The following is a 22,605-nucleotide window of genomic DNA, read 5'->3' as shown; positions in this document are numbered from 1 at the left end:
TCTGGTGGCCGGCACGGACCCCCCGGTACCGGGCCGGCACACCTCGACCTTATTGCAAGGCTGTTGCAACAACCACACCCGGCTATCTACCGGACCACCACAGGAGGCCCCCATGTCCGCCCGCCTCGCCACCGGCGACACCGCACCCGACTTCACCCTCACCAGCGACACCGAGGAGCAGGTGAGCCTCGCGGACCTGCGCGGCAAGAAGGTGATCCTCTACTTCTACCCGGCCGCGATGACCCCGGGCTGCACCACGCAGGCCTGCGACTTCTCGGAGTCCCTCGACTCCCTGCGCGGTGCCGGCTACGAGGTCCTCGGGGTCTCCAAGGACAAGCCGGCCAAGCTCGCGAAGTTCCGCGAGCGCGACTCGCTCACGCTCACGCTGCTCTCCGACGAGGACCTCGCCGTGCACCAGGCCTACGGGGCGTACGGCACCAAGAAGCTCTACGGCAAGGAGGTCGAGGGCGTGATCCGCTCGACCTTCGTCATCGACGAGGACGGGAAGGTCGAGCTCGCGCAGTACAACGTGAAGGCCACCGGACACGTGGCGAAGCTGCGCCGGGACCTCGGCATCGACTGATCCGGGCGGCGCGGGACCGGCACATCAGGTGGAACGGCAGACCTGGCGCGCAGGCTGGGAGGCGCCAGGTCCGCCGGTACAGGGGGGAACGTCGGCCACGAGCACGGCCATCCGGGACCCGGCCTCGTGGCGGTCCAGGATGAGCTGCTCGACCGCGCCCACGTGGCGCAGGTCCGGGACGACGATTCCCCAGACGGCCTCCTCGCGGCCCACCTCGGCCATCAGGGCGTGGAACGCGCCGGGGTCGTGGCGCTGCTCCACGTAGACGGTGCCGAGGCAGAAGTCCTCGCGGTCCGCGCACTCCCGGAGGCCGGCCTCCACCCGGGAGAGGTCCTCGCGGTCACCGACGACGTCCGTACGGATGTAGCCGAGCAGCAGCGGACGGCGCCTCATGACATCTCCTCGCTCTGCCCCGGGCGGTTGACGCCGTTCCGCCACCACCCGCGGCTGCCACGAGACCGCTCGTCGCTGCCGGGGGAAACAGCGGGAGCAAGGGTCAGGGTGGACATCAGGGGAGTCCTCGGATGGTGGGGAACGGCGTATGTGAACGCTCACGCCTGGCACCGGCCCCGGGCATCCGAAGAGGTACGGAGATCACTACGGAGATGCGCGGGACTACGTAGTCCGGGGCGGCTCAGCGAGCCTGCTGCTCGGCCACCCAGCTGGCGACCTGGGCGCGCGAGGCGATGCCGAGCTTGCCCAGGACGTGGTCCACGTGGGTCTCGACGGTGCGCTGGGAGATGACGAGCCGCGTCGCGATCTCCCTGTTGCTCAGCCCCTCGGCGAGCAGCCCGGCGACCTCCCGCTCACGCCGGGTCAGCCCACCCGACTCGCGAGGCGCGCGGCGGGACGCGGTCGCCGCGTCCCCGCCGTCGGGCGCCTCGCCGAGGGCGAGCGACACCGCCTGCTCGAAGGAGTACGCCGCACCCTCCGCGAACGCCTGCTCGTACGCCTGGGAGCCGATCGCCTCGCGCACCTGGTCCTGCGAGCGCTGGTCGAACGCGCCGTAGGCGTTGGTCTCGTCGACCTTCGCCCCGCTCGTGCGCCAGATGGCCTGCGAGGCACCGAGCATCCGGGCCGCCGCCTCGTCGGGTGCGGTGGACGCGGCGCACCACGACAGCGCCTGGACGCCGAAGCTGATGCCGGTGAGGTCGCGCATCGGCCGGAAGAGGCGTACGCACTCGCGGAGCGAGCGGACCGCCCGGTCGTACCTCCCGGCCCGCCACTGGGCGACGCCGACGCTCCACAGCCCGTAGGCCTTCGACGACAGCGCGCCGTGCCGGTCCGCGAGGGTCAGGGCCTCGCGGCTGAACTCGGCGACCCGCGGGTCGTCGAGGAAGAACATGGCCGCGGTCAGCAGGATCAGCGTGTCGAACTCGCCGAGGGGATCGCCGACCGCGCGGAACTCGGCACGCGCCTCGAGCAGCAGGGTGATCGCGGTGGGCAGGTCGCCCTGGTAGAGGGTCGCGTGCCCGCGGCACTCCTTGATGCGCGCCGCCAACCGCGCGTCGTCCAGGCCCGCGGCGATCTCGGCGCACTCGGCCAGCATCGCGGCGTTGCGGTCGAACTCGGTGGCGAACATCGCCAGGTAGCTCGCGGCCCACAGCGCGTAGGCCCGGCTCCTGGTCGGTTCGGTGGCCAGGTCCAGCGCCTGCAGCAGGTAGCGGTACCCCTCCCGCAGGAACCCGGCGAACCAGAAGTTCCAGGTGGGGGCGGCGATCTCGAAGGCAGCGGCCGCCTCCGAGCGGCTGGAGAGGCAGAACTCGAGCGCCGCCCGTACGTTGCCCTGCTCGCGCCGGAGCCGGATGAACCAGTCCGCCTGATGGGGCCCGAAGCTCTCGGCGTCGTACTGCTGCGCCAACGACCGGTAGTGGTCGCGGTGTCGCACCTGCAGCGCCTGCCGCTCCTCCTCGTCGAGCCGCTCCGCGCCGTACTGCCGGACCGTCTCGAGCATCTGGTACCAGGCGGTCGTGTGCTCGGTCGCCTGGATCCGCGCCAGGATCGACTTGTTGACCAGGCTCGCGACCAGGTTCAGGACCTCCTCGTGCGAGATCTCCCCGCCGCTGCAGACGTTCTCGGCCGCCTCCAGGTCGAAGCCACCGGAGAAGATCGAGAGCCGCGCCCACAGCAGCTGCTCCGCGCGTGAGCAGAGCTCGTAGCTCCACCCGATCGTCGCGGCCAGTGCCTGCTGCCGGGCCGGCGCGCCACGGCGGCCGGTCGTGAGCAACCGGAACCGGTCCTCGAGGCGCTCGAGGATCTGCACCGGCGAGAGGATGCGCAGCCACACCGCGGCGAGCTCGATCGCCAGCGGGATGCCGTCGAGCCTCCGGCACAGCTCCACCACGGCGTCGCGGTTGCCGTCCGCGAGCTCGAAGTCGGGTGCCACGGCGGCCGCCCGGTCGAGGAACAGGGAGACGGAGTCGTAGTGGGCCGCATCGCCGGCCCGCACCTGGGCATCGGGCGTCGACAGGGGTGGCACGACGAGGATCTGCTCGCCCTCGACGCCGAGCACGTGCCGGCTCGTGGCGATGATGCGCAGGTCGGGCGCGGCGGCCAGCAGCTTGCCGGCCAGCACCGCGGAGGCGTCGGTCAGGTGCTCGCAGTTGTCGAGCACCACCAGGAGCCTCTTCTTCTCGAGGTAGGCAGCCAGGTCGCCGGCAGGGTCGGCCGAGACCTGGCGCAGCTCGAGGGTGTTCGCCACGGTGTGCGGGAGCAGCTGGGGGTCGCGGAGGGCGGCCAGCTCGACGAACCAGACGCCGTCGGGGAAGGTGCGCCGGACCTCGGCCGCGATCCGGAGGGCCAGCCGCGTCTTGCCGACCCCACCGACGCCGGTCAGGGTGAGCATCCGGCTGCAGGCCAGGAGCTTCCGGGTCTCGGCCAGCTCGCGTCGTCGGCCCACGAAGCTGGTCAGCTCAGCGGGCAGGACGCCCCGCCCCGATGCCGTCGACCTCGTGGTTGCCATACGGATTCCAGCCTCTGCTGCCTGTCCCGAGACAGCCATCGGATCACCGGCGCCCCCGCACACCCTGATCCTCCAGTGTACGACCGCCCTGCCGCCGTCGCAGGGAGCTGCCACCTCCTAGACTGACGCCCTTGCCGGAGTGGTGGAACAGGCAGACACGCACGGTTTAGGTCCGTGTGCCTTCGGGCGTGCGGGTTCGACTCCCGCCTTCGGCACCGGGTTTCGCGCGAGTCCCTCCCCTGTGACCCCCGTCACCACTAGGGTCCGCGCATGGATTCCGCGCTGACCACCGTCGGGCTGCCCCTCGCCCTGGCGATCATCATGTTCGGCCTCGGTCTCGACCTCACCGTCGGCGACTTCAAGCGGGTGGGCCGGGCACCCAAGGCGGTGGCGGTCGCGCTCGGGTGCCAGATCGTCCTCCTGCCGGCGATCTGCTTCGGCCTGGTCGTGCTGTTCGACCTGCCCGCCCTGCTCGGCATCGGCATGCTGCTGCTGGCCGCGTCGCCGGGCGGGACGACGGCCAACCTGTTCAGCCACCTGTTCCGCGGTGACGTCGCCCTCAACATCACCCTGACCGCGATCAACACGGTCATCGCGGTCGTGACGCTGCCGCTGATCACCGGCCTGGCCATCGCCTGGTACGACCGGCAGGACGACGTGTCGATGCCGCTGGTGGAGATCGTCAAGGTGTTCGCGCTGATCCTGCTGCCCGTCGGCATCGGCATGCTCGTCAACAGGCGGGCGCCCGGCTTCGCCCGCCGGATGGACAGGCCCGTACGCATCGGGTCGGCGCTGATCCTCGCGATCCTGGTCCTCGGGATCCTGCTCGACCAGCGGGAGAACGTCGGCGACTACATCGCCGACGTCGGGCTGATCGCCGCCCTGTTCTGCGCGATCAGCCTCGTGGTCGGCTACTACGTGCCGAAGGCCCTCGGCGTCACCGGCCCGCAGGCCATCGCCTCGTCGATGGAGGTGGGGGTGCACAACGCCACCCTTGCGATCTTCGTCGCCGTCGAGGTGCTCGACTCGGTCGAGATCTCCGTGCCGGCGGCGGTCTACTCGCTGGTCATGTTCCTCTTCGCCGCCCTGTGGGGCATGTGGGTCAGCAAGCAGGTCGGCGCCCGTGAGGACGCGTCAGTCGCGTGACCCGGCGTCGCTGAGGTCCGCGGCGACGTACGGCGCGAGCTCGCGCAGCGCCCGGCCCCGGTGCGAGATCAGGTCCTTCTCCCCCGGCCCGAGCTCGGCGGAGGTGAGGTCCTCGGCGTCGTGCTCGACCGCGACGAAGACCACGTCGTAGCCGAAGCCCCCGCTCCCCCGCTGCTCGCGGATGATGCGGCCGTCCATCCGGCCCTCGACGACGCGCTCGCGCCCGTCGGGCAGCACCCACGCGACCGCGCACGCGAAGTGGGCACCGCGGCGCCCGTCGGGCACGTCGTGGAGCTGGTCCAGCAGCAGCTCGTTGTTGCGGGCGTCGACCGACCGCTTGTCGCCGACGACCCGGCCCGACCACCGCGCGGACAGCACGCCCGGCATGCCGTTGAGGGCGTCGACGCACAGGCCGCTGTCATCGGCGACCGAGGGCAGGCCGGTCGCCGCGACGCCGGCGCGGGCCTTGAGCAGCGCGTTGCCCGCGAACGTCGGCTCGTCCTCGACCGGCTCGACGTAGCCCTCGACGTCGCCGATGCCGAGCACCTCGATGCCGGGCACGTGCTCGGCCAGGATGCGCTGCATCTCCAGGACCTTCTTGGCGTTGGCCGAGGCGAGGAAGACCTTCATCGGGCGAGGGCCTCCTGCTGGAGCCGGGTCAGGTCGGCGCAGCCCTTCTCGGCCAGCGCGAGGAGCGCGTCGAGCTCGGCTCGGTCGAACGCAGCGCCCTCGGCGGTGCCCTGCACCTCGACGAACTTGCCCTCACCGGTCATCACGACGTTCATGTCGGTCTCGGCGCGGACGTCCTCGACGTAGGGCAGGTCGAGACGCGGGACGCCGTCGACGATGCCCACGCTGACGGCGGCGACCGAGCCCGTGAGGGGCTCGCCGGTCAGGGCACCCGCGCCGCGCAGGTGCGCGACCGCGTCGGCGAGGGCGACGTACGCTCCCGTGATCGCGGCGGTGCGGGTGCCGCCGTCGGCCTGGAGGACGTCGCAGTCGAGGACGATCGTGTTCTCGCCGAGCGCCTGGTAGTCGATGACGGCGCGCAGCGAGCGGCCGATGAGCCGGGAGATCTCGTGCGTGCGACCGCCGATACGGCCCTTGACCGACTCGCGGTCGGAGCGGGTGTTGGTCGCGGCGGGGAGCATGGCGTACTCGGCCGTGACCCAGCCCAGGCCGGAGCCCTTGCGCCAGCGCGGCACGCCCTCGGACGCGGACGCCGCGCAGAGCACCCTGGTGCCGCCGAACTCCACGAGCACGGACCCGGCCGCGTGGTCGAGCCAGTTGCGGGTGATGGTGATCGGGCGGAGCTCGTCGTCGGCACGGCCGTCGGCACGCGAGGTGGATCCGGGGGTCGCAGTCATGGGCACGACCCTAACGAGGGCCTAGCGAGGCGGCTCGACGGCCTCGCGGAGCACCCGGACCAGCTCGTCGACCCGGGCCGACACGCTCGACGTCGACCCCACCACGGCCAGCGCTCCCGGCGCCGCCCCGAGGTCCGGCCACGGCACCGCGACGCACGCGAGCCTCTCGTCGGTCCATCCCTGCTCGACCGCGGCGGCGCCCGCGCGCACCCGGGCGACCAGCGCCTCGGCCTCGGCCGCACTGCGCGGACCGTCGCCGCCCAGCGCGGGCCACGGGTCGATCGACAGGTGCGAGCGCACCGCCTCGTCCGGCAGCTGAGCCAGGAGCGCGACCCCCGCGGCCGTGCACACCAGGTGCTCGAAGGCGGCGTCGGTCTCGCGCACCGGTCCCGCGTCCCGTCCCTCGTGGAGGGCGAGCGGCTGCGCCCCGGTCCCCGCGACGCGCAGCGCTACCGCGGTCAGGTCGACCTCCTGACCGACCCGGTGGACGACCTCGCCCGCCCGCGCAAGGACGGCGCCGTCCGCGCCGCCGCCGAGGGCCAGGGCGCGCGGGCCCAGCACGCACCGCTGGCCGGTGCGCTCGACCCAGCCCTCGCGCTGGAGCGCCGCCACGTTGCGGGAGACCCCCGCCTTGTCCACCCCCAGGCGGCGCGCGAGCTCGCTCACCCCCAGCGGCTCCTCACCGAGCATCTCGAGGATCCGCAGTCCTCGCAGCAGGCTGGCCGACATGCGAACAGCCTCCCACGTTTCGTCAATTCGTTGATCAGAGATCAACGACTGTCCTAGTGTCTGACCACCACTGCAAGGGGGGGGGGAACATGGGATCTCACCGCACCAGCCTGCTCGCCGTCGCAGGCACGGCCATGTCGGTCCTGGCGGCCGCGGCACTGGCTCACGTGACGACCGGCCCCGTCCGGGCCGAGCCGGCCAGCGGGCTCACCGGCTGGGTGGACGTCCCGGACGCGGCGACGGTGATCGGTGCCGACGCGAGTCCCGCCCGGACGACGCTCGCCGTGCTCTACACCGTGCCCAACGCCGTCAGCCCGGGCATTCGCGAGACGTGGTTGCTGATGCGTACCGGCGGTGCGTGGGGGTCGCCCGCCCTGATCAGCGACCCGACCCGCGACAGCTACCAGCAGCACCTCGACGTCGGCGCCGACGGCGCCGTCGAGGTCGTCTGGGGCGAGGACGTGCCCGGCACCACCAACGACCACATGGTCGTCCGACGCGCGACCGGCACCGGCCTGGGCCCGCGCCGTGAGATCCCGGTCGAGCCGTTCGACAACCCCCTGGTGGCCAACGGTCAGGACCGCACGGTCGTGGCCTGGGACCAGTACGACGGCGGGAGCTTCCTGCGGGTCAAGGCCGCGATCGACACCGGCTCCGGCTTCGGGGCCCCTGAGACGGTCACGGGCACCAGCGCCGCGTGGGACGGCAACACCCGCCTGGGCGACGTGTCGGCCGACGCGGGAATCCACGTGGTGATGCAGCGCGACACCAGCGGCAACCGCCACGCCGCCTGGGCGACACGCAACCTCGACGGGACCTGGACGCGCGTCGAGGAGCTCCCCGAGACCTACACCGCCACGTCGGACGTCCTGCCCCGCGTTGTCGTGGACCCCTCCTCCGGTGACGCCCTGCTCCTGCACAACCACCGGGTCGGCGACGTGCTCCACCACAAGGCCACCGTCTTCGAGGCCGACCCGATGGCCGTCGGTCCGGCCGACGAGCGGCTCACGGCGGCCGTCGACCTGGGGCCCACCGGCGGCCGCAGCAGTCGCGGCGCCGTCCTCGACGGCACGACCCTGGTCGGGGTCCTGGGCACGGCGCTCGCGTCCGTCGCGGCGGCACAGGGCGTCGCCGGGGCCACGCTGCGCTCCCCCGCGGCCGCGCAGTGCGCCGACCACACCTGGGTGCTCACCGAGGGACTGCAGTTCGTCTGCCTGGTGCGCTCGGACCCGGCCGGGTCATGGGCGCAGCTGTGGTCCGGCGACGGCGCCCTGCTGGGCGAGGTCACACCGGGAGCGGGCGCCACCAAGGTGAGTCTCGGCATCATCGACGCCACCGTGCCGGTGCTGCTGGTGACCGAGACGACCGGCGCCAGCCCGGCCCCGAAGGCACTGCTGCACGTCGGCACGAGTACCCCCGGGTCCAGCCCGGATCCCACACCGGAGCCCACCCCTGTGCCCCCGCTGCCCGTCCCGCCCTCCACCACCACGACGCTTTCGACCCCGACGCCGGCACCCACGAGGTTCAGCCCGGTCACTGCTGCCCGGGTGAAGGGCAAGGCGCGCGTGGGCACGACCCTGCGGGCACTCGCAGGCACGTGGTCGCCGGCCCCGACCCGGACGACGTACCGCTGGCTGGCCGACGGCAAGAAGATCCGCAAGGCGACCCGGGCCCGACTGAAGGTGACGTCGGGGCTCCGCGGCAAGCGGTTGCAGGTGCGCATCACGCTCGCGGCGAGCGGTGTCACGTCGCGCACCGTGACGGTCAAGGTCGCGGGCCGGATGCGCTGAGCAGCATGGGCACGACCCTAGACGTGGCTGAGCCGGGTCCGGTCACCCCCGTGTGTCACCGGACCCGGCTCGAAGCCCCGTCCCCAGTGGGACCGTCATGCTGCGCGGCCCCACGCCGCGCAGCTCCCTCCGCGCGGTGGTGCCGCCAGCCTGCACGTCCGGACCGCGGACGTCATCGACCCAGAGGCGAAGTCAACGCAGACCAAAGTAGGAAATCCGCTGGCTACGCTGACGCCCGTGGAGCAGCGACCCAGCGTCCCCGACACCCGGCCCGAGCTGACCTGGGTGTCCCACGCATGGCGTTATGCGCTCTGCCTGGTCTTCTCCGCGGCGGTCTGGCAGACGGTGGCCGGCATCGAGTGGCGCGAGAATCGCCCCTTCTTCGCCGCCGAGGTCGCGCTGGGCGCCGCCGCCTTCGTCCTGGTCCACTTCCGGCGCCGCGCGCCCGTACGCGTCGCGCTGGTGATCGCGGCGATGAGCGCGTTCTCGGGGATCGCGGCCGGGCCCGCCACCCTGGCGGCCGTCTCCGTCGCGACCCGGCGCCGCTTCCGCGAGGTCGTGCTGGTCGGCACGACCAACTTCGTGGCCGCCCAGACCTGGACGACGATCGCCCCGATCCCGGACAACGACTACCTCATCACCACCCTCGTCAACCTCACCGTCAACGCCGGGATGATGGGCTGGGGCCTCTACATCGGCTCGCGCCGCGAGCTGCTCTGGAGCCTGCGCAACCGCGCCGAGCGGGCAGAGCTGGAGCAGGAGCTGCGGCTCGCCCAGGCGCGCTCGACCGAGCGCGCCCGCATCGCGCGCGAGATGCACGACGTGCTGGCGCACCGGATCACCCAGGTGTCCATGCACGCCGGCGCGCTCGCCTTCCGCGACGACCTCGCCGGCGACCGGCTCCGCGAGGGACTCGGCCAGATCCAGCGGCAGGCCAACGACGCGCTGCACGAGCTGCGCGACGTGCTCGGCGTCCTCCGCGCCGACGACCCCGGCCCGCCGACGGCGCGCCCCCAGCCGACGTACGACGACATCGAGGCCCTCGTCGCGGAGGAGGTGTCCCTCGGGATGGACATCGCCTTCGCCGACGACCTCGACCCCACCGTCCCCGTGCCGCCGGCCACGGGGCGCACCGTCTACCGGATCGTGCAGGAGGCCATCACCAACGTCCGCAAGCACGCCCCCGGCGCCGAGGTCGTGATCCGCTCCAGCGGCGACCCTGGCAGCGGCATCACCGTGGTCGTGTCGAACCCGATCGGTGGGCGTACGAGCGCGACGCCGGGCGCCGGGCTCGGGCTGGTGGGCCTGCGCGAGCGCACCGAGCTGCGGGGCGGTCGCCTCCACCAGCGCACCGACGGGTCGAGGTTCGTGCTGGAGGCTTGGCTACCGTGGTCGGCGTGATCCGCGTGCTGCTCGTAGACGACGACCCGCTGGTCCGTTCGGCACTGTCGCTGATGCTCGGCGGGCAGTCCGACATCGAGGTGGTCGGCGAGGCCCCCAACGGGGAGGCCGGCCTGGCCCTCGTGTCGCAGACGAAGCCCGACGTCGTGCTGATGGACATCCGCATGCCCGTGATGGACGGTCTCGAAGCGACCCGGGTGCTCCACTCGCGACCATCGCCGCCCGCCGTCGTCGTGCTGACGACCTTCGACGCGGACGACCACGTGCTCCGGGCGGTCGCGTCGGGGGCCGACGGCTTCCTGCTCAAGGACACCCCGCCCGGGGACATCGTCGGCGCCATCCGCACCGTGGCGGCGGGCGACGCGATGCTCTCGCCCTCGGCGACCCGCAGCCTGGTGTCCCGCCTGCGCGGCACCAGGCCCGACGACCGCACGACCTCCGCGGCGGACCGGCTGACCGTGCTCACCGAGCGCGAGCTCGAGGTCGCGGTGTGCGTCGGACGTGGGCTCAGCAACTCCGAGATCGCCTCGGAGCTCTACCTCTCGATCCCCACGGTGAAGTCGCACGTCTCGCGGCTGCTGACCAAGCTCGGCGCCACCAACCGGGTGCAGGTCGCGATGGTCGTCCACGACGCGGGCCTCGTCTGATCAGACGCTGTAGGTCGTCCCGGCGCGGGCCACGTCGACCGGCCCGGACCACTCGGCCCTTGCCTCGGCCTCGGCGTCCGCGGGGTCGTGCCAGGGCGGCACGTGGGTGAGCACGAGGCGCTCGACGCCCGCCACCGACGCCGTACGCCCGCAGTCCGCCCCGGTCAGGTGCAGGTCGGGCGGGTTGTCGTCGACGCTGCGGAAGGACGCCTCGGCCAGGAGCAGGTGGGCGCCACCGGCGAGGTCGTCGAGCTCGGGGCACGGCCCGGTGTCGCCGGAGTAGACCAGGGTGCGGCCGCCGGCGGTGACCTTGAGCGCGTACGCCGCGACGGGGTGCACGACCTCGCGGGCCTCGACGCGGAAGGGGCCCACCTCCACCGAGGAGCCGCCGGCGCCGTGCTCGAGGAACTCGAACTCCTCGCGCATCCCGGGCTCGAGGGGCAGGTCGTAGGCGCGGGCCATCCGCCCGGCCGTGCCGGCCGGACCCCACACGGGGATCCGCGGCTGGGCGCCGGTGGGGTGGTACTTGCGCATCACGTAGTAGCCGCAGAGGTCGAGGCAGTGGTCGGCGTGCAGGTGGCTGAGGAACACCGCGTCGATCGTCAGCGGGTCGACGTAGCGGTGGAGCTGGCCGAGGGCGCCGTTGCCGAGGTCGAGCAGGATCCGCCAGGTGCGGGTCTCGCCCGACTCCTCACCCGACTCCTCACCCGGCTCCGAGGGGTGCTCGGCCTCGAGGAGGTAGCAGCTGGCGGCGGACTCGGGGCCGGGGTAGGAGCCCGAGCACCCGACGATGGTGAGCCTCATCGCACGCCCCCGGCGAACTGGCTGGCGCTGAGCAGCTCCGCGCCGAGGAAGCGGCGGCCGACGGTCGCGAAGTCCTCGGGGCTGCCGGTGGTGGCGAACGTGTAGTCGGGCTCGCCGTCCGCGCGCATCAACCCCGTGCTCGCGAGCATCTTGTAGACGTCCTTGGCGCACTCCTCCGCCGAGCTCACGAGGGTGACCTCGTCCCCCATGACGTACGAGATCACCCCCGTCAGCAGCGGGTAGTGGGTGCAGCCGAGGATCAGCGTGTCGACCCCGGCCTCCACCAGCGGGTCGAGGTAGTCGTGGGCGGCGGCGAGCAGCTCGTCGCCACCGGTCACGCCCTGCTCGACGAAGTCGACGAAGCGGGGACACGCCTGGATGTGCAGGTCGAGGTGGGGCGCCGCGGCGAACGCGTCGTCGTACGCCATCGAGCTCGCGGTCGCGCGGGTGCAGATGACGCCGACCCTGCGGTTGCGGGTCGCGGCGGCGGCGCGGCGGGCGGCGGGGAGGATCACCTCGACGACGGGGACGTCGTAGCGCTCGCGGGCGTCGCGGAGCATCGCGGCGCTGGCCGAGTTGCACGCGATGACGAGTGCCTTCACGCCCTGGTCGTAGAGGTGGTCGAGGCACTCGAGGGCGTACTCGCGGACCTCGCCGATCGGCTTCTGGCCGTAGGGCTGGCGTGCCGTGTCGCCGAGGTAGACCACCGACTCGTGGGGCAGCTGGTCGATCACCGAGCGCGCGACGGTCAGGCCACCGAAACCGGAGTCGAAGATGCCGATGGGGGCATCGGCGGTCATCCGCGGGGTCGGGGTCGGCACAGGCAGCAGGCTAGGCGCTCGGCCCGCCGCCGGTCACGCCATCGCGTGCGTCGTCCCGGTCACACGGCGTGAGCCGGGTTAGGGTCGTGCGGTGACTCCCCGCTCCGTGCTCGCCTCCGTGATCGCCTGCGCCGCCGTCGGGCTGTGCCTGATGTCGGCGCCCGCTCAGCTGGCGTCCAGCAGCACGCCGCCGGACACGCGCGTGTCCGCGGACAACGCCGTCGAGTCGGTCCTCGCGATCTCGATCGACGGCCTCAACCCCGAGGCGCTGCGGATCCTCGGCCCCCAGGGCACCCCGCACCTGCACGCCTTCATGGCGTCGGGGGCGTCCACCCTCAACGCGCGCACCGAGAACGAGCTGACGATCACGCTCCCCAACCACACCGGCATGGTCACCGGACGCCGGGTCGAGGCGGACACGGGCGGACACGGCGTCACGTGGAACGACGACCGCCGCCGCCCCGCCACGGTCCAGGCCGCCGCGGGCAAGCGGGTGGAGTCGGTGTTCACCTCGATCAGCGCCGCCGGCGGGTCCACCGCCCTCTTCGCGAGCAAGACCAAGTTCTCGCTGTGGAAGCGCAGCTGGCCGCTGGCGATCGACAAGACCCGGATCCAGCTCGACAACGGCCTCCTGGCCCGCGCCGTGCGGCGCGACCTCCGCGACCACGACCGCGCGTTCCGCTTCGTGCACTTCTCCCTCCCCGACTCCGTCGGGCACGACAAGGGCTTCATGTCGAAGCCATACCTCCGCTCCGTGAGGCAGGTCGACGCCCTGCTCGGCGGCATCGTCGCGGCAGTCGAGTCCGACCCGCAGCTCGACGCCGGCACGGCGACCATCGTGACCAGCGACCACGGCGGCCTCGGCGACAGCCACTCCGACGCGCGCCGCTTCGCCAACTACCGCATCGCCTTCATGGTGGCGGGCCCCGGCGTGGCCGTCGGGGCCGACCTCTACGACCTCAACCCCGACGACCGCCGCGACCCCGGCACCCGGCGCACCACCTACGGGCAGTCCGTGCAGCCCGTACGCAACGGCGACCTCGCCAACCTCACGCTCGACCTGCTCGACCTCGATCCCGTACCCGGAAGTGAGCACAACTCGGCGCTCGGTCTCGACGTCTCACTCGCGCAGTGATCTGATCTGACCGAATCCCACCGTCGCCCGGTCCCTCGGGCCGAGGAGGCACCCATGTCCGTCCTGAGGAACCTGTCAGTGGCGACCGCGCTCGCGGTGGCGGCGTCGACCGTCCTGCTGGCTCCGGCGTCCGGGCGTACGTCCGCAGTGCAGGCGCCCGACAAGAGCGCCGCCTCCGTGGGCTGGCCGCCGACTCCGACCACCCAGCTCGTCATCGACACCGGCGGTGTGGCCGTGGGCCGCGAGGACTACGTCCCCGGCACCGTGACCCTCGACGGCGTCACCCACGTCACCGAGGTCCGCGGGCGCGGCAACTCCACGTGGGGCTGGCCCAAGAAGCCCTACAAGCTCAAGCTGGAGGAGGACGCCGCGCTGATCGGGTCGCGTCCCTTCGACGAGTGGGTGCTCCTGGCCGGCTACGGAGACCGCAGCGGCCTGCGTACGGCGGCCGCCTTCGCCGTGGCGGCCCAGACGCGGCTGGCGTGGACCCCGCGTTTCCGCTTCGTCGAGGTCGTCCTCAACGGCCAGGTGCAGGGGCTCTACATGCTCACCGAGCAGGTCGAGGTGGGGAAGGGTCGCGTCGACCTGCCCGACGACGGCTACCTCCTCGAGATCAACCGTCGCTACCTCCGCGACGACGAGCCCGGGTTCCGCACCGGTCGCGGGACGGCGGTGGCGTTCAAGGACCCCGACGAGATCACCAAGCGGCAGCGCCGCGAGGTCAGGGGCGCCGTGCGGCGCTTCGAGAAGGTCCTCTACGGCCCCTCGTTCGCCCACCCCACCCGCGGTTACGCCAAGTACGTCAACGTCCGCCGGATCATCGACTGGTACCTCGTCGAGGAGCTGTTCTCCAACCAGGACTCCAACTTCCAGTCCAGCGTCCACTTCAGCTGGGTGCCCGGCAAGAAGTTCGTCTTCGGTCCCGTCTGGGACTTCGACCTGAGCGCCGGCACGCGGTGGCGCGACTACGGCCCGCCGGACGTGTGGCACACCCGGGAGGGACGCCACTGGGTGGCGCGCATGCTCGAGGACCCCGCCTTCTCCGCTCGCGTGAAGAGCCGGTGGGCGCGCCTGCGGCCCGCCGTGCGCGAGGTCGTGTCCCAGCTCCCCGCGGCCGCGGCGACGCTGGCTCCGGCCGCCCAGGCCGACTGGAAGCAGTGGCACGAGTCGGGCGACCTCGAGTGGACCCACCACGCGAAGACCTTCGACGGCGAGGTCGCCTACCTCGGCGACTGGCTCACCAAGCGGATCGAGTGGCTGAGCAAGAACGAGGTGCGCCTCGGCGGCACCCGGCAGGCGACCGAGGAGCGCGAGCGCACCGTGTGGGTGCCGGTGCAGCTGCAGTCCCCGGCCGAGACGACGGTCCAGGTCAGCTGGAGCCTGCGGGCCGGCAGTGCGACGCCCGGCGAGGACTACGTCGACGAGCAGGGGCAGGTCACCTTCGCGCCCGGGGAGAAGGAGCGCTGGGTCCCGGTGCGGATCCTCGACGACGCAGTCACCGAGGGACGCGAGAACCTGCGCGTGCTGCTGACGGGCTCGTCGCGCGAGCTGGTCATCGGCTCCCCGCACGTCGCGACCGTGGTGATCCGGGACAACCTCAGGTGAGCCCCGGCCCGGTGATCACCGCCGCCTGACCGCGGCGGCCTCGCCGGGCAGGGGCCACGGGTTGAACCGGCAGCCGCCGGTGCCCTTGGACTGCTGCATCATCACCGGCGCCCTGCCGGCCCCGCGGCACGACGCGTGCCCGAGGCCGAGCCAGTGGCCGGTCTCGTGGTTGACGACCATGTGGCGGTAGTCGCGCACGGACCGGCCGGCCGCGTTCCACGCCGGGGACGCCTTCGTCCACCGCAGCTGGTTGATGACGACGTGGCGCCCGACCCGGCACGACCACTGCACGGAGCAGCCGGCTGCGAAGGACGGCAGCGTCCCGGCGGCGGCGAGCACGAGGGTGAAGTCCCCGCCCCGGCGTACCCGGCGGAACTGCACTCCCCCGGCCCGCCAGCCGCGCGGGTGCTCGAAGGTCTCCTGCGCCTGGCGCCGGAACACCCTCAGCGAGGCGGTGATCCGGCCCCGGGTGGTGACCGAGTAGGTGACGCGTCGGCGTACGGGCACGGCGTACGCCTCGGCCGTCTGCTCGCCCGCGCCGGGCGTACGCCGGTGCTCGCGGGCCTCGGCCCCGGACGCCGTCGCGGGCGGGGCGAGCAGGGCGAGGGCGAGGGCGACCACGGCGGCGACGCGGGCGGGCCGGGGCATGCTCGGAGCCTACGCTTTCCCTCCCCTCGTGCCGGCCGCTTCCCCTGCGCGAGGCGTCGAGGTGGGGCACACTCGAGCCGTGCCGACCGAGCCCCACAACAGGATCCTGACGTCCCACGCCCAGGCGATGTTGCGGCCGATGGGCCTGACCCAGAGGGGCAGGTCCCGGACGTGGCAGGAGGACCACGGCTGGTGGGTGCTCTACGTGGACTTCCAGCCGTCGGGGTTCGCGAAGGCGACCTACCTCAACGTCTTCCTCCACTGGCTGTGGCGGCTCGGGGAAGACCGTGGCACCGGACTGTCCATGGACCTCGGGAACCGGGTCACGGGTGCGGGCGCGTTCTTCGAGGACGAGGAGCAGTGGACCGTCGCCGTGGAGGACGTGGTGGCACGGGCGATCGAGGAGGTGCACCGCTACCGGGCCCTCGTGCCGGACGTGGCCTCGGCGGCGCGCGCCTGCGTGCGTCAGGAGGAGGCGCGGATCGCCGACATCATGGACCGCGACGGCATCAGCCGTGACGAGGTGTCGGCCGGCTGGCCGACGTGGCACGCGGCTGTCTCCAGCGGGTTGGCGGGCGATGTCGACGCTGCCGAGCACTACTTCAGCAGGATCATCCGGCTGGCGGACGACCGAGACTTCTTCGTCCCGTACGTGGAGCGTTCCCGTGAGTGGCTCCGGCTGGTCCGGGACGACCACCCGCTGTTCGTCGGCGAGGTGCTGGAGGGCGTGAACCTCCAGCGGTCGAGGCTCAAGCTGCCTCTGCTTGCCGGTCCCGCCGAGAGCAGCGGCACGTGAGGGCGGTCGGCTGGGACGTCCGGCCTCAGTGGGGTCACGTCGACGAACGGACACTGGGTCGACTCGCAACCGATGTGGTGCCGATCCGCGGCTCAGCGCTCAGCAGCGTCCGCAGCTCGGCGGTGGTGGTCGCCTCGCCCTCGCGTTCGCTGGTGCCATTCCCGCTGTCGTTGTTGATCACCACGTCGTTGATGCTGCCCATGCCGCCGTACGCGCCGAGCAGTTGCTCGATCGCGTACCCGTCCCCGCGCAGTTGACGGACGACCGCCGCAGGACACGTGACGACGTGCCAGCAGCCCCGCCGGAGCCCTCTCGGCGGGGTGCGGGCGGGGTCATGGTCGGCGTGGTCGGAGGATGCCCGGTGCTGCGGACAGATGCGGTGGGTCGGGTGGGTCGAGGGCGGTGGTGCCGGTGTGGTCGCGGCGGTAGCGGTGACCGTGCGGGCTGGTCCACTCGAACACTCCGGGCGCGGTCATGTCGTAGTTCCAGGCGGAGTGGGTCTTGAGACGGTGGTGGAACCGGCACAGGCAGGCGAGGTTGTCAGTCCTTGTGGGTCCGGGTTGGGGCCTGCCCTCGGCTTCGGCGTGGTGGTCGTAGGCGGTGATGTGGTCGATGTCGCAGCCGCGGGCAGGTCTGGTGCACGACGGGAACACGCAGGTGCGATCGCGGAGCTGAACTTGCTCGCGGATGCGGTCGGGTATGTCGTAGTCCGGCGCGGTGAGCTGGGCGTTGAGGTCGATGACGGGCTTGATGGTGACCTTCGTGCGGCTGTCGGCGCACCAGGAGCGGATCTGCTCGAGCAGCACGAGTCGCTGGCCGTTCTCGCTCCGGCCCGTGGGACCGAACACCGTCTGCTCGCCGGACATGCTGGCGTCGAAGTGGGCGTGGATCACGACCTCACGAGCCGCGGGCAGGTCATCCGCGGTGTCGGTGGCTTCGGTGCCTTCGGTGGTTGAGGTGCGAGCGGAGCGAGCCTCGAGACCACCGCGGTCAGCGTGGAGGTCGAGCGCGGTCTGTTGCCGGGCAAGCTCCCCGAGCGCCTTGGCCCGACGCGCGTCGAGTGACAGCTGGGATCCGAGGGCCGTCTGGACTGCTGCGTGGTGCGCGACGGCGCGGTCGAGGTCGAGGGCGTCGGCGAGGTCGAGGTCGGCCTCGAGGTGCAGGGTGCCGGCGTAGTGCACGTCGTCCTTGTCGACGGTGACGTGCCGCGGGTCGACGGCCAGGTAGCCGTCCTCGGGGTCGGCGGTGGGGTCGGCGGTGGCGAGGTCGTAGCGCCTGATCGTCTCCGCGAGGAGCCGGTCGAGCTGCGCCTGCCCGATGCGCCCGGCCACGGCCGCGACCTGGGAGTCGACGAACCCCGCCGCCTCGCGAGTCAAAGCAGGCGAGGAGTGGATGGTGGTCTCCGCAACCGACCGTGCCCGCCACGCCGGCACCTGCCCGGCGAGGACCTGGCCCCACAACCGCGGAAGCCGGTGGCGCAGCTCCAACGCGTGCCCGATGAGCTTCTTCGCCGCCGTGGTCGAGATCCCGAGCACGGCGCCGAGCTCGGCGACACAGAACTCCGCCACCAACGGCGCACCCTCGCCGGCAATGGGCTCCTCGTGCTCACCCCGGAACCGTGAACGAGGCCGCGTCGTGGATCGACTCCGGCGGGTGGAGGTCGGCCCACCGGGCGGCGAGGACGAGCTGGCGGGCGGCCTCGGCGTGCTCGAGGTCGCAGGAGGCCTTGATCGAGGCGAGCAGCTCGGAGGCCGAGAGGTCGTCTGCGACCCCTCGTGCTCCGTCTGCCAGCGTGTCGATCATGCGTTCGATTCTACGGAAACCCACCGACAAGGACCCTGGCTGTAGTCGGTTGCTGGCCTGGCTTCTCAGACTGGTTTCGACGCTCGCTGCGCTCGCACCTCAACCACAGGCCTCTCAGGCCCAGAGCTGGCCGTCGAGCGCGTCCTCGGCATCGTCGATGGTGCCCTCGTAGGCGCCGGTGGAGAGGTACTTCCAGCCGCCGTCGCAGACGATGAACGCGATGTCGGCGGACTCCCCCGCCTTGACCGCCTTGGCCGCCTGGCCGAGCGCCGCGTGGAGGATCGCCCCGGTCGAGATGCCGGCGAAGATGCCCTCGAGCTCGAGCAGCTCGCGGACCCGGCGTACGGCGTCGCGGGGGCCGACGCTGAAGCGCGAGTCGATCAGCGAGGCGTCGTAGAGCTCGGGGACGAACCCCTCGTCGAGGTTGCGCAGGCCGTAGACGAGCTCGCCGTAGCGCGGCTCGGCGGCGACGATGCGTACGTCCGGCTTGGCCCCACGGAAGAAGCGGGAGACGCCCATGAGCGTGCCGGTCGTGCCGAGCCCGGCCACGAAGTGGGTGATCTCCGGGAGGTCGGCGAGGAGCTCGGGGCCGGTGCCCTCCTCGTGCGCGAGGGCGTTGGCCTCGTTGCCGTACTGGTAGAGCATCACCCAGTCGGGGTGCTCGGCCGCGATCTTCTTCGCGACCCGGACGGCCTCGTTGGACCCGCCGGCCGCCGGTGAGGACACGATCTCGGCGCCCCACATGCGGAGCAGCTGGCGGCGCTCCTCGGAGGTGTTCTCGGGCATCACGCAGACGATGCGGTAGCCCTTGAGCTTGGCCGCCATCGCCAGGGAGATGCCGGTGTTGCCGCTGGTCGGCTCCAGGATCGTGCAGCCGGGGCGCAGGGTGCCGTCGGCCTCGGCCTGCTCGATCATCCTCAGCGCCGGGCGGTCCTTGATCGAGCCGGTCGGGTTGCGGTCCTCGAGCTTGGCCCAGAGGCGTACGTCCGGGCTCGGGGACAGCCGCGGCAGCCCCACGAGAGGGGTGTTGCCGACCGAGGCGAGCAGGTCGTCGTAGCGGGTCACGGCCCGGGATCAGCCGCCGGCGACGGCAGGGAGGACGACGACCTGGTCGCCGTCTGCGAGCTCGGCGTCGAGGCCGCCGATGAAGCGGACGTCCTCGTCGTTGATGTAGACGTTGACGAAGCGGCGCAGGTCCACCGACCCGGACTTGTCCTCGACGAGGCGCTCCTTGATGCCGGGGTGGTTGCCCTCGAGGTCGTCGATGAGCGCGGACAGGGTGCCGCCCGAGCCCTCGACGGCCTTGGCGCCGTCGGTGTAGGTGCGCAGGATGGTGGGGATCCGGACCTCGATGGCCATCAGGGGGTGCTCGCTTCCTGGGTCTTCTGGGTAGGCGTGATCGTGACCTCTTCCTCGGTCACGACTCCGTCGATGATTCTGTATGACCTGAACTCCACCGGGCCCTCACTATTCCCGTGCTCCCGTGTGCTGACGAGCACGTAGTGGGCGTTCGGCTCGCTCGCGAGCCCGATGTCGGTCCGGCTGGGGTAGGCCTCGGTGGCCGTGTGGGAGTGGTAGACGACCACCGGCTCCTCGTCGCGGGCGTCCATGTCCTTGTAGAGCGCCAGCAGCTCGGTGGAGTCGAACTCGTAGAACGTCGGGCTGCCCGCGGCGTTGACCATCGGGATGAACCGCTCGGGCCGGTCGCTGCCCTCGGGGCCCGCCACCACGCCGCACGCCTCGTCCGGATGGTCGCGTCGGGCGTGCGCCACGATGGCGTCGTAGATCTCCTGCTCGATGGTCAGCACGCCGCCAAGGGTAGGTCGGAAACGGATGTGACCCGACCACGTCTCAACGCATAGTCTTGACGTCGAGAGAGTTCACGGGGGGAAGAGCATGTCGTTGCCGCAGGCGTACGCGCCGCTGACCCGCCGCGGCATCCCCCTCGAGCGCGACCTGCGCGTCCTCGCGCTCGGATCCTTCGCCAACCGGTTCGGCGCCGGGGCGGTCATGACCACCAGCGCGCTCTACTTCACCCGCCAGGTCGGCTTCTCCGCCGCCGAGGTCGCGCTCGCCCTCGCCCTCGCCGCGGTCGTGGGCATCCTCGTGCAGGTGCCGGCCGGCCAGCTCGGCGACAGCCACGGCCCGCGCCGGGTGCTCACGGTCTTCATGGTCGGCGCCGCGCTCACCAGCGCCCTGCCCGCCCTGGCCCGTACGCCGTGGCAGCTCGCGCTGCTGCTCGCCCTCCTCACCTTCTTCGAGCGCTCGGCCGGCTCCGTCCAGCAGGGCGTGATCGCGCAGCTCGCGACCGGCGGCCGCGGCGTGCAGTTCAAGGCGTACCTGCGGGCGGTCACCAACACCGCGATCGGCCTCGGCTCGGTCTTCGGCGGCGCCGCACTCGTCGTCGACGAGACCTGGGCCTACGTCTCGGTCTTCGTCCTCAACGCCGTCTTCACCGGCTTCGCCGCGTGGAACACCACCCGCCTCCCCGACCTGCCCGCCTACGTACGCCTCGAGGGCGAGCCGCGACTCGCGGTGCTGCGCGACTGGCCCTATGTCGCCGTCGTCGCGCTGACCGGCCTGTTCTCCCTGCACTTCTTCGTGATGGAGCTCGGCCTGGCGCTCTACATCTCCGAGCGCACGGCCGCCCCGCCGGTGATGGTGGCGGTCCTGCTCGTCGTCAACACCGCCTGCGTCGCGCTCTTCCAGGTGCGCCTCTCGCGCCGCGCCGACTCCGTCGAGGCCGGCGCCCGGGCCCTGGTCCGCGGTGCGGTGTGGATCGCTGCCGGCTTCGCGATCGTGGCGCTGGCGGATCGCGGCGACGCGACCTTCGCGATCGTGGTGCTCGTCGTCGGGTCGCTGGTCCACGTCGTCGGCGAGATGATCGGCTCCGGCGGCCAGTGGGGCCTGCAGATGGGGCTCGCCCCGCACGAGCGCCAGGGCCAGTACCAGGGCTTCGCCGGCCTCGGGTTCAGCGTCATCGCCGTCATCGGCCCGCCGATCGTGACCCTGCTGTGCGTGGAGATGGGCGAGACGGGCTGGCTCGTGCTCGCCGTCCTGATGCTGGCGGTCGCGCTGGTCACCGTGCCGGTCTCCCGGTGGGCGCTCGCCTCGCGCGAGCGCTACGGCGTGCTCACCCACTCGGGCTAGGGCGCACTCAGACCCAGATCGCGGCCGGGATCCCGTCGGAGAACACCTCGGGCTCGCCCGGCAGCGACTCGGACACCCCGAGCGCGTGGCGTACGGCGGTCCACGCCACCGCGCAGGCGTCGAGCAGGTCGTCCTCGCCGAACCCCGCGCCACGGAACCACGGCGGGGCCACGATGCCGTGCGCGGCGAGGGCCTCACGCCGGGCACGTACGCCCTCGGAGTCCTTCTTGCGGGCCCGCACGGGGCCGCCGGCCATCCGGGCGAAGCTCACCTCCGGGTGCACCTCGATCACGTCGGCGCCGGGGTCCGCGCGGACCCACGCGTCGACCTGGAGCACCTTGTCGCGCAGCGCGTACGCCTGCGCGCTGACGCTGGTGCGCCCGCCCGTCGCGGCGAGGTTGGCCTCGCGCGCCTCGGCGTAGGTCGCGGCCTCGAGCGCGGAGCGTACGGGGGTGGAGAAGACCGACGACGCCTTGCCGACCAGCGCCCGGCGGGCCTCTGCGTCGGCGAGTCGGCCACCGCTGTCGGGCAGGCCGATGGGGATGTCGACGGCGACCACGGGCACCTCGTGCCGCTCGCGCACGAGCTCGAGCAGGCTCGTGATGTCGGCGGCGACGAAGACGGACGCCCGAAGCGTGGGGTCGAGCACCACCCCGACCCAGCCGGCCGGGCAGGCGTCGACGCCGAGCACGGGAGCCGGGGGCCTGAGCACGGGCGGCGGCTCGAGGCCGTCGTGGCCGTCCGGCGCCACGAAGCGGGCCTCCCGCTCGCCGCTGACCGCCGCCTCGATGCGCCGCCGCGGGAGCTCGTCCATCGGCGGCAGGTCATTGACCGGCCACCAGCGCACCTCGCTGGACTCGTCGTCGGCGACGTGCGCCTCGCCGTCGAGCCAGGTGCAGGCGAAGGTGAGGTCGAGGTAGGCGGCCCGGTCGCCGTTGGCGTGGCGGACCTCGGGGTGCGCGTCGGTGGAGGCGAGCCGGTCCACCCGGACGCGTACGCCGGTCTCCTCCGTCACCTCGCGTGCCGCGGCCACCGCCGGCTCCTCGCCGGGGTCGACGATGCCGGTGACCGGGGTCCAGTGCCCGTTGTCGGCGCGCTTGACGAGCAGCACCTGGTCGCCGCGGCGTACGACCGCGGTGACCGCGGGCAGCCACAGGGGGTGGTCGCTGCCGATCTTCTCGCGGATCGCGACCACGAAGTCGGGGACGGGGCTCACGC

Annotated in this window: 24 protein-coding genes and 1 tRNA gene; 10 read left to right on the top strand and 15 right to left on the bottom strand. The window is 72.4% G+C overall.

Annotated features, from left to right (window positions below; genetic code table 11):
• Positions 1-112: 112 nt before the first annotated feature.
• Positions 113-583 carry a thioredoxin-dependent thiol peroxidase gene (bcp, locus tag IEZ24_RS17925; RefSeq protein ID WP_129456047.1) on the top strand — a complete coding sequence of 157 codons (471 nt, stop codon included), beginning with the start codon at positions 113-115 and terminating at the stop codon, positions 581-583.
• Between the two features lie 24 nt (positions 584-607).
• Here the strand turns inward: bcp and IEZ24_RS17920 are convergent, their stop codons facing one another.
• Positions 608-976, bottom strand: a complete 369-nt coding sequence (locus IEZ24_RS17920) for a hypothetical protein (RefSeq protein WP_129456048.1) — start codon at positions 974-976, stop codon at positions 608-610.
• Positions 977-1,217: 241 nt separating this feature from the next.
• Positions 1,218-3,545 (bottom strand): ATP-binding protein, encoded by a 2,328-nt coding sequence (locus IEZ24_RS17915; protein ID WP_129456049.1) that lies wholly within the window; start codon positions 3,543-3,545, stop codon positions 1,218-1,220.
• Positions 3,546-3,678: 133 nt separating this feature from the next.
• On the opposite strand from IEZ24_RS17915, the gene IEZ24_RS17910 reads away from it, so the two are divergent.
• Both IEZ24_RS17910 and IEZ24_RS17905 read left to right on the top strand, forming a co-directional pair.
• A tRNA-Leu gene (locus IEZ24_RS17910) sits at positions 3,679-3,760 on the top strand.
• A 55-nt stretch (positions 3,761-3,815) separates the two neighbouring features.
• Complete coding sequence (locus IEZ24_RS17905) at positions 3,816-4,691, top strand: bile acid:sodium symporter family protein (protein WP_129456050.1); 876 nt, start codon at positions 3,816-3,818, stop codon at positions 4,689-4,691.
• On the opposite strand, the gene IEZ24_RS17900 is transcribed toward IEZ24_RS17905, so the two are convergent.
• From IEZ24_RS17900 to IEZ24_RS17890, 3 genes are read right to left on the bottom strand one after another with little or no spacing between them, the layout of a single operon-like run.
• A complete protein-coding gene (locus IEZ24_RS17900) occupies positions 4,680-5,321 on the bottom strand; it encodes a non-canonical purine NTP pyrophosphatase (protein WP_129456051.1) in 642 nt (213 codons plus the stop codon). The genes IEZ24_RS17905 and IEZ24_RS17900 overlap by 12 nt on opposite strands.
• Positions 5,318-6,058, bottom strand: a complete 741-nt coding sequence (gene rph, locus IEZ24_RS17895) for a ribonuclease PH (protein ID WP_129456052.1) — start codon at positions 6,056-6,058, stop codon at positions 5,318-5,320. Before rph ends, IEZ24_RS17900 begins: the two co-directional genes overlap by 4 nt.
• 21 nt (positions 6,059-6,079) lie before the next feature.
• On the bottom strand, positions 6,080-6,787 hold the full coding sequence (locus IEZ24_RS17890) for a helix-turn-helix domain-containing protein (RefSeq protein WP_129456053.1): 708 nt from the start codon (positions 6,785-6,787) through the stop codon (positions 6,080-6,082).
• Positions 6,788-6,876: 89 nt separating this feature from the next.
• Here IEZ24_RS17890 and IEZ24_RS17885 point away from each other — a divergent pair, with 89 nt between their 5' ends.
• The 3 genes from IEZ24_RS17885 to IEZ24_RS21810 all read left to right on the top strand — a co-directional run bounded on the left by IEZ24_RS17885 (position 6,877) and on the right by IEZ24_RS21810 (position 10,625).
• The gene (locus IEZ24_RS17885; protein ID WP_129456054.1) at positions 6,877-8,577 is read left to right on the top strand and encodes a hypothetical protein; all 1,701 of its coding nucleotides are present in this window, start codon (positions 6,877-6,879) and stop codon (positions 8,575-8,577) included.
• A gap of 237 nt (positions 8,578-8,814) precedes the next feature.
• Complete coding sequence (locus IEZ24_RS21815; protein WP_242498551.1) at positions 8,815-9,978, top strand: sensor histidine kinase; 1,164 nt, start codon at positions 8,815-8,817, stop codon at positions 9,976-9,978.
• Positions 9,975-10,625: a response regulator gene (locus tag IEZ24_RS21810; protein ID WP_242498552.1), complete on the top strand. Its 651-nt coding sequence runs from the start codon at positions 9,975-9,977 to the stop codon at positions 10,623-10,625. Before IEZ24_RS21815 ends, IEZ24_RS21810 begins: the two co-directional genes overlap by 4 nt.
• On the opposite strand, the gene IEZ24_RS17875 is transcribed toward IEZ24_RS21810, so the two are convergent.
• On the bottom strand, positions 10,626-11,429 hold the full coding sequence (locus IEZ24_RS17875; RefSeq protein ID WP_129456055.1) for an MBL fold metallo-hydrolase: 804 nt from the start codon (positions 11,427-11,429) through the stop codon (positions 10,626-10,628).
• Complete coding sequence (murI, locus tag IEZ24_RS17870) at positions 11,426-12,229, bottom strand: glutamate racemase (protein ID WP_129456128.1); 804 nt, start codon at positions 12,227-12,229, stop codon at positions 11,426-11,428. The genes IEZ24_RS17875 and murI overlap by 4 nt, the downstream gene beginning before the upstream one ends.
• A gap of 112 nt (positions 12,230-12,341) precedes the next feature.
• Between murI and IEZ24_RS17865 the strand changes: the two genes are divergently transcribed.
• Both IEZ24_RS17865 and IEZ24_RS17860 read left to right on the top strand, forming a co-directional pair.
• Positions 12,342-13,385 (top strand): alkaline phosphatase family protein, encoded by a 1,044-nt coding sequence (locus IEZ24_RS17865; protein ID WP_129456056.1) that lies wholly within the window; start codon positions 12,342-12,344, stop codon positions 13,383-13,385.
• A 54-nt stretch (positions 13,386-13,439) separates the two neighbouring features.
• Positions 13,440-14,990, top strand: a complete 1,551-nt coding sequence (locus IEZ24_RS17860; RefSeq protein WP_129456057.1) for a CotH kinase family protein — start codon at positions 13,440-13,442, stop codon at positions 14,988-14,990.
• A gap of 15 nt (positions 14,991-15,005) precedes the next feature.
• On the opposite strand, the gene IEZ24_RS17855 is transcribed toward IEZ24_RS17860, so the two are convergent.
• Positions 15,006-15,638, bottom strand: coding sequence for a DUF3152 domain-containing protein (locus IEZ24_RS17855; RefSeq protein WP_129456058.1), 633 nt, complete (start codon positions 15,636-15,638; stop codon positions 15,006-15,008).
• A 79-nt stretch (positions 15,639-15,717) separates the two neighbouring features.
• On the opposite strand from IEZ24_RS17855, the gene IEZ24_RS17850 reads away from it, so the two are divergent.
• A complete protein-coding gene (locus tag IEZ24_RS17850) occupies positions 15,718-16,434 on the top strand; it encodes a hypothetical protein (RefSeq protein WP_129456059.1) in 717 nt (238 codons plus the stop codon).
• Positions 16,435-16,468: 34 nt separating this feature from the next.
• On the opposite strand, the gene IEZ24_RS17845 is transcribed toward IEZ24_RS17850, so the two are convergent.
• From IEZ24_RS17845 to IEZ24_RS17820, 6 genes are all read right to left on the bottom strand, one after another.
• On the bottom strand, positions 16,469-16,687 hold the full coding sequence (locus tag IEZ24_RS17845) for a DUF6966 domain-containing protein (protein WP_397191368.1): 219 nt from the start codon (positions 16,685-16,687) through the stop codon (positions 16,469-16,471).
• Between the two features lie 79 nt (positions 16,688-16,766).
• Positions 16,767-18,002, bottom strand: a complete 1,236-nt coding sequence (locus tag IEZ24_RS17840; protein WP_165356139.1) for an HNH endonuclease signature motif containing protein — start codon at positions 18,000-18,002, stop codon at positions 16,767-16,769.
• Positions 18,003-18,039: 37 nt separating this feature from the next.
• Positions 18,040-18,237 carry a hypothetical protein gene (locus IEZ24_RS17835; protein ID WP_129456061.1) on the bottom strand — a complete coding sequence of 66 codons (198 nt, stop codon included), beginning with the start codon at positions 18,235-18,237 and terminating at the stop codon, positions 18,040-18,042.
• A 114-nt stretch (positions 18,238-18,351) separates the two neighbouring features.
• Entirely contained in the window at positions 18,352-19,302 is a 951-nt protein-coding gene (locus IEZ24_RS17830; protein WP_129456062.1) for a PLP-dependent cysteine synthase family protein, read from the bottom strand.
• Between the two features lie 9 nt (positions 19,303-19,311).
• Entirely contained in the window at positions 19,312-19,596 is a 285-nt protein-coding gene (locus tag IEZ24_RS17825) for a MoaD/ThiS family protein (protein ID WP_129456063.1), read from the bottom strand.
• Positions 19,596-20,045, bottom strand: coding sequence for a Mov34/MPN/PAD-1 family protein (locus IEZ24_RS17820; RefSeq protein ID WP_129456064.1), 450 nt, complete (start codon positions 20,043-20,045; stop codon positions 19,596-19,598). The genes IEZ24_RS17825 and IEZ24_RS17820 overlap by 1 nt, the downstream gene beginning before the upstream one ends.
• Before the next feature lie 88 nt (positions 20,046-20,133).
• Between IEZ24_RS17820 and IEZ24_RS17815 the strand changes: the two genes are divergently transcribed.
• Positions 20,134-21,387 carry an MFS transporter gene (locus tag IEZ24_RS17815; protein ID WP_129456065.1) on the top strand — a complete coding sequence of 418 codons (1,254 nt, stop codon included), beginning with the start codon at positions 20,134-20,136 and terminating at the stop codon, positions 21,385-21,387.
• Between the two features lie 7 nt (positions 21,388-21,394).
• Here IEZ24_RS17815 and IEZ24_RS17810 read toward each other — a convergent pair whose 3' ends face one another.
• Positions 21,395-22,603, bottom strand: a complete 1,209-nt coding sequence (locus tag IEZ24_RS17810; RefSeq protein ID WP_129456066.1) for a DUF429 domain-containing protein — start codon at positions 22,601-22,603, stop codon at positions 21,395-21,397.
• Positions 22,604-22,605: the final 2 nt, after the last annotated feature.

The sequence above is a fragment of the Nocardioides ganghwensis genome (assembly GCF_014779655.1).
In the GTDB taxonomy this organism is placed as follows: domain Bacteria; phylum Actinomycetota; class Actinomycetes; order Propionibacteriales; family Nocardioidaceae; genus Nocardioides; species Nocardioides ganghwensis.
Note: the sequence above shows the minus strand (reverse complement) of the source record. Positions and strands in the feature narration are given on the sequence as shown.

Coding starts and splice junctions, on each gene's coding strand:
- IEZ24_RS17900 (WP_129456051.1), bottom strand. CDS start 5,321: ATGAAGGTCTTCCTCGCCTCGGCCAACGCCAAGAAGGTCCTGGAGATG.
- bcp (WP_129456047.1), top strand. CDS start 113: ATGTCCGCCCGCCTCGCCACCGGCGACACCGCACCCGACTTCACCCTC.
- IEZ24_RS17815 (WP_129456065.1), top strand. CDS start 20,134: ATGTCGTTGCCGCAGGCGTACGCGCCGCTGACCCGCCGCGGCATCCCC.
- IEZ24_RS17860 (WP_129456057.1), top strand. CDS start 13,440: ATGTCCGTCCTGAGGAACCTGTCAGTGGCGACCGCGCTCGCGGTGGCG.
- rph (WP_129456052.1), bottom strand. CDS start 6,058: ATGACTGCGACCCCCGGATCCACCTCGCGTGCCGACGGCCGTGCCGAC.
- IEZ24_RS17885 (WP_129456054.1), top strand. CDS start 6,877: ATGGGATCTCACCGCACCAGCCTGCTCGCCGTCGCAGGCACGGCCATG.
- IEZ24_RS17920 (WP_129456048.1), bottom strand. CDS start 976: ATGAGGCGCCGTCCGCTGCTGCTCGGCTACATCCGTACGGACGTCGTC.
- IEZ24_RS17855 (WP_129456058.1), bottom strand. CDS start 15,638: ATGCCCCGGCCCGCCCGCGTCGCCGCCGTGGTCGCCCTCGCCCTCGCC.
- IEZ24_RS17905 (WP_129456050.1), top strand. CDS start 3,816: ATGGATTCCGCGCTGACCACCGTCGGGCTGCCCCTCGCCCTGGCGATC.
- murI (WP_129456128.1), bottom strand. CDS start 12,229: ATGACCGCCGATGCCCCCATCGGCATCTTCGACTCCGGTTTCGGTGGC.
- IEZ24_RS17915 (WP_129456049.1), bottom strand. CDS start 3,545: ATGGCAACCACGAGGTCGACGGCATCGGGGCGGGGCGTCCTGCCCGCT.
- IEZ24_RS17835 (WP_129456061.1), bottom strand. CDS start 18,237: ATGATCGACACGCTGGCAGACGGAGCACGAGGGGTCGCAGACGACCTC.
- IEZ24_RS17875 (WP_129456055.1), bottom strand. CDS start 11,429: ATGAGGCTCACCATCGTCGGGTGCTCGGGCTCCTACCCCGGCCCCGAG.
- IEZ24_RS17890 (WP_129456053.1), bottom strand. CDS start 6,787: ATGTCGGCCAGCCTGCTGCGAGGACTGCGGATCCTCGAGATGCTCGGT.
- IEZ24_RS17825 (WP_129456063.1), bottom strand. CDS start 19,596: ATGGCCATCGAGGTCCGGATCCCCACCATCCTGCGCACCTACACCGAC.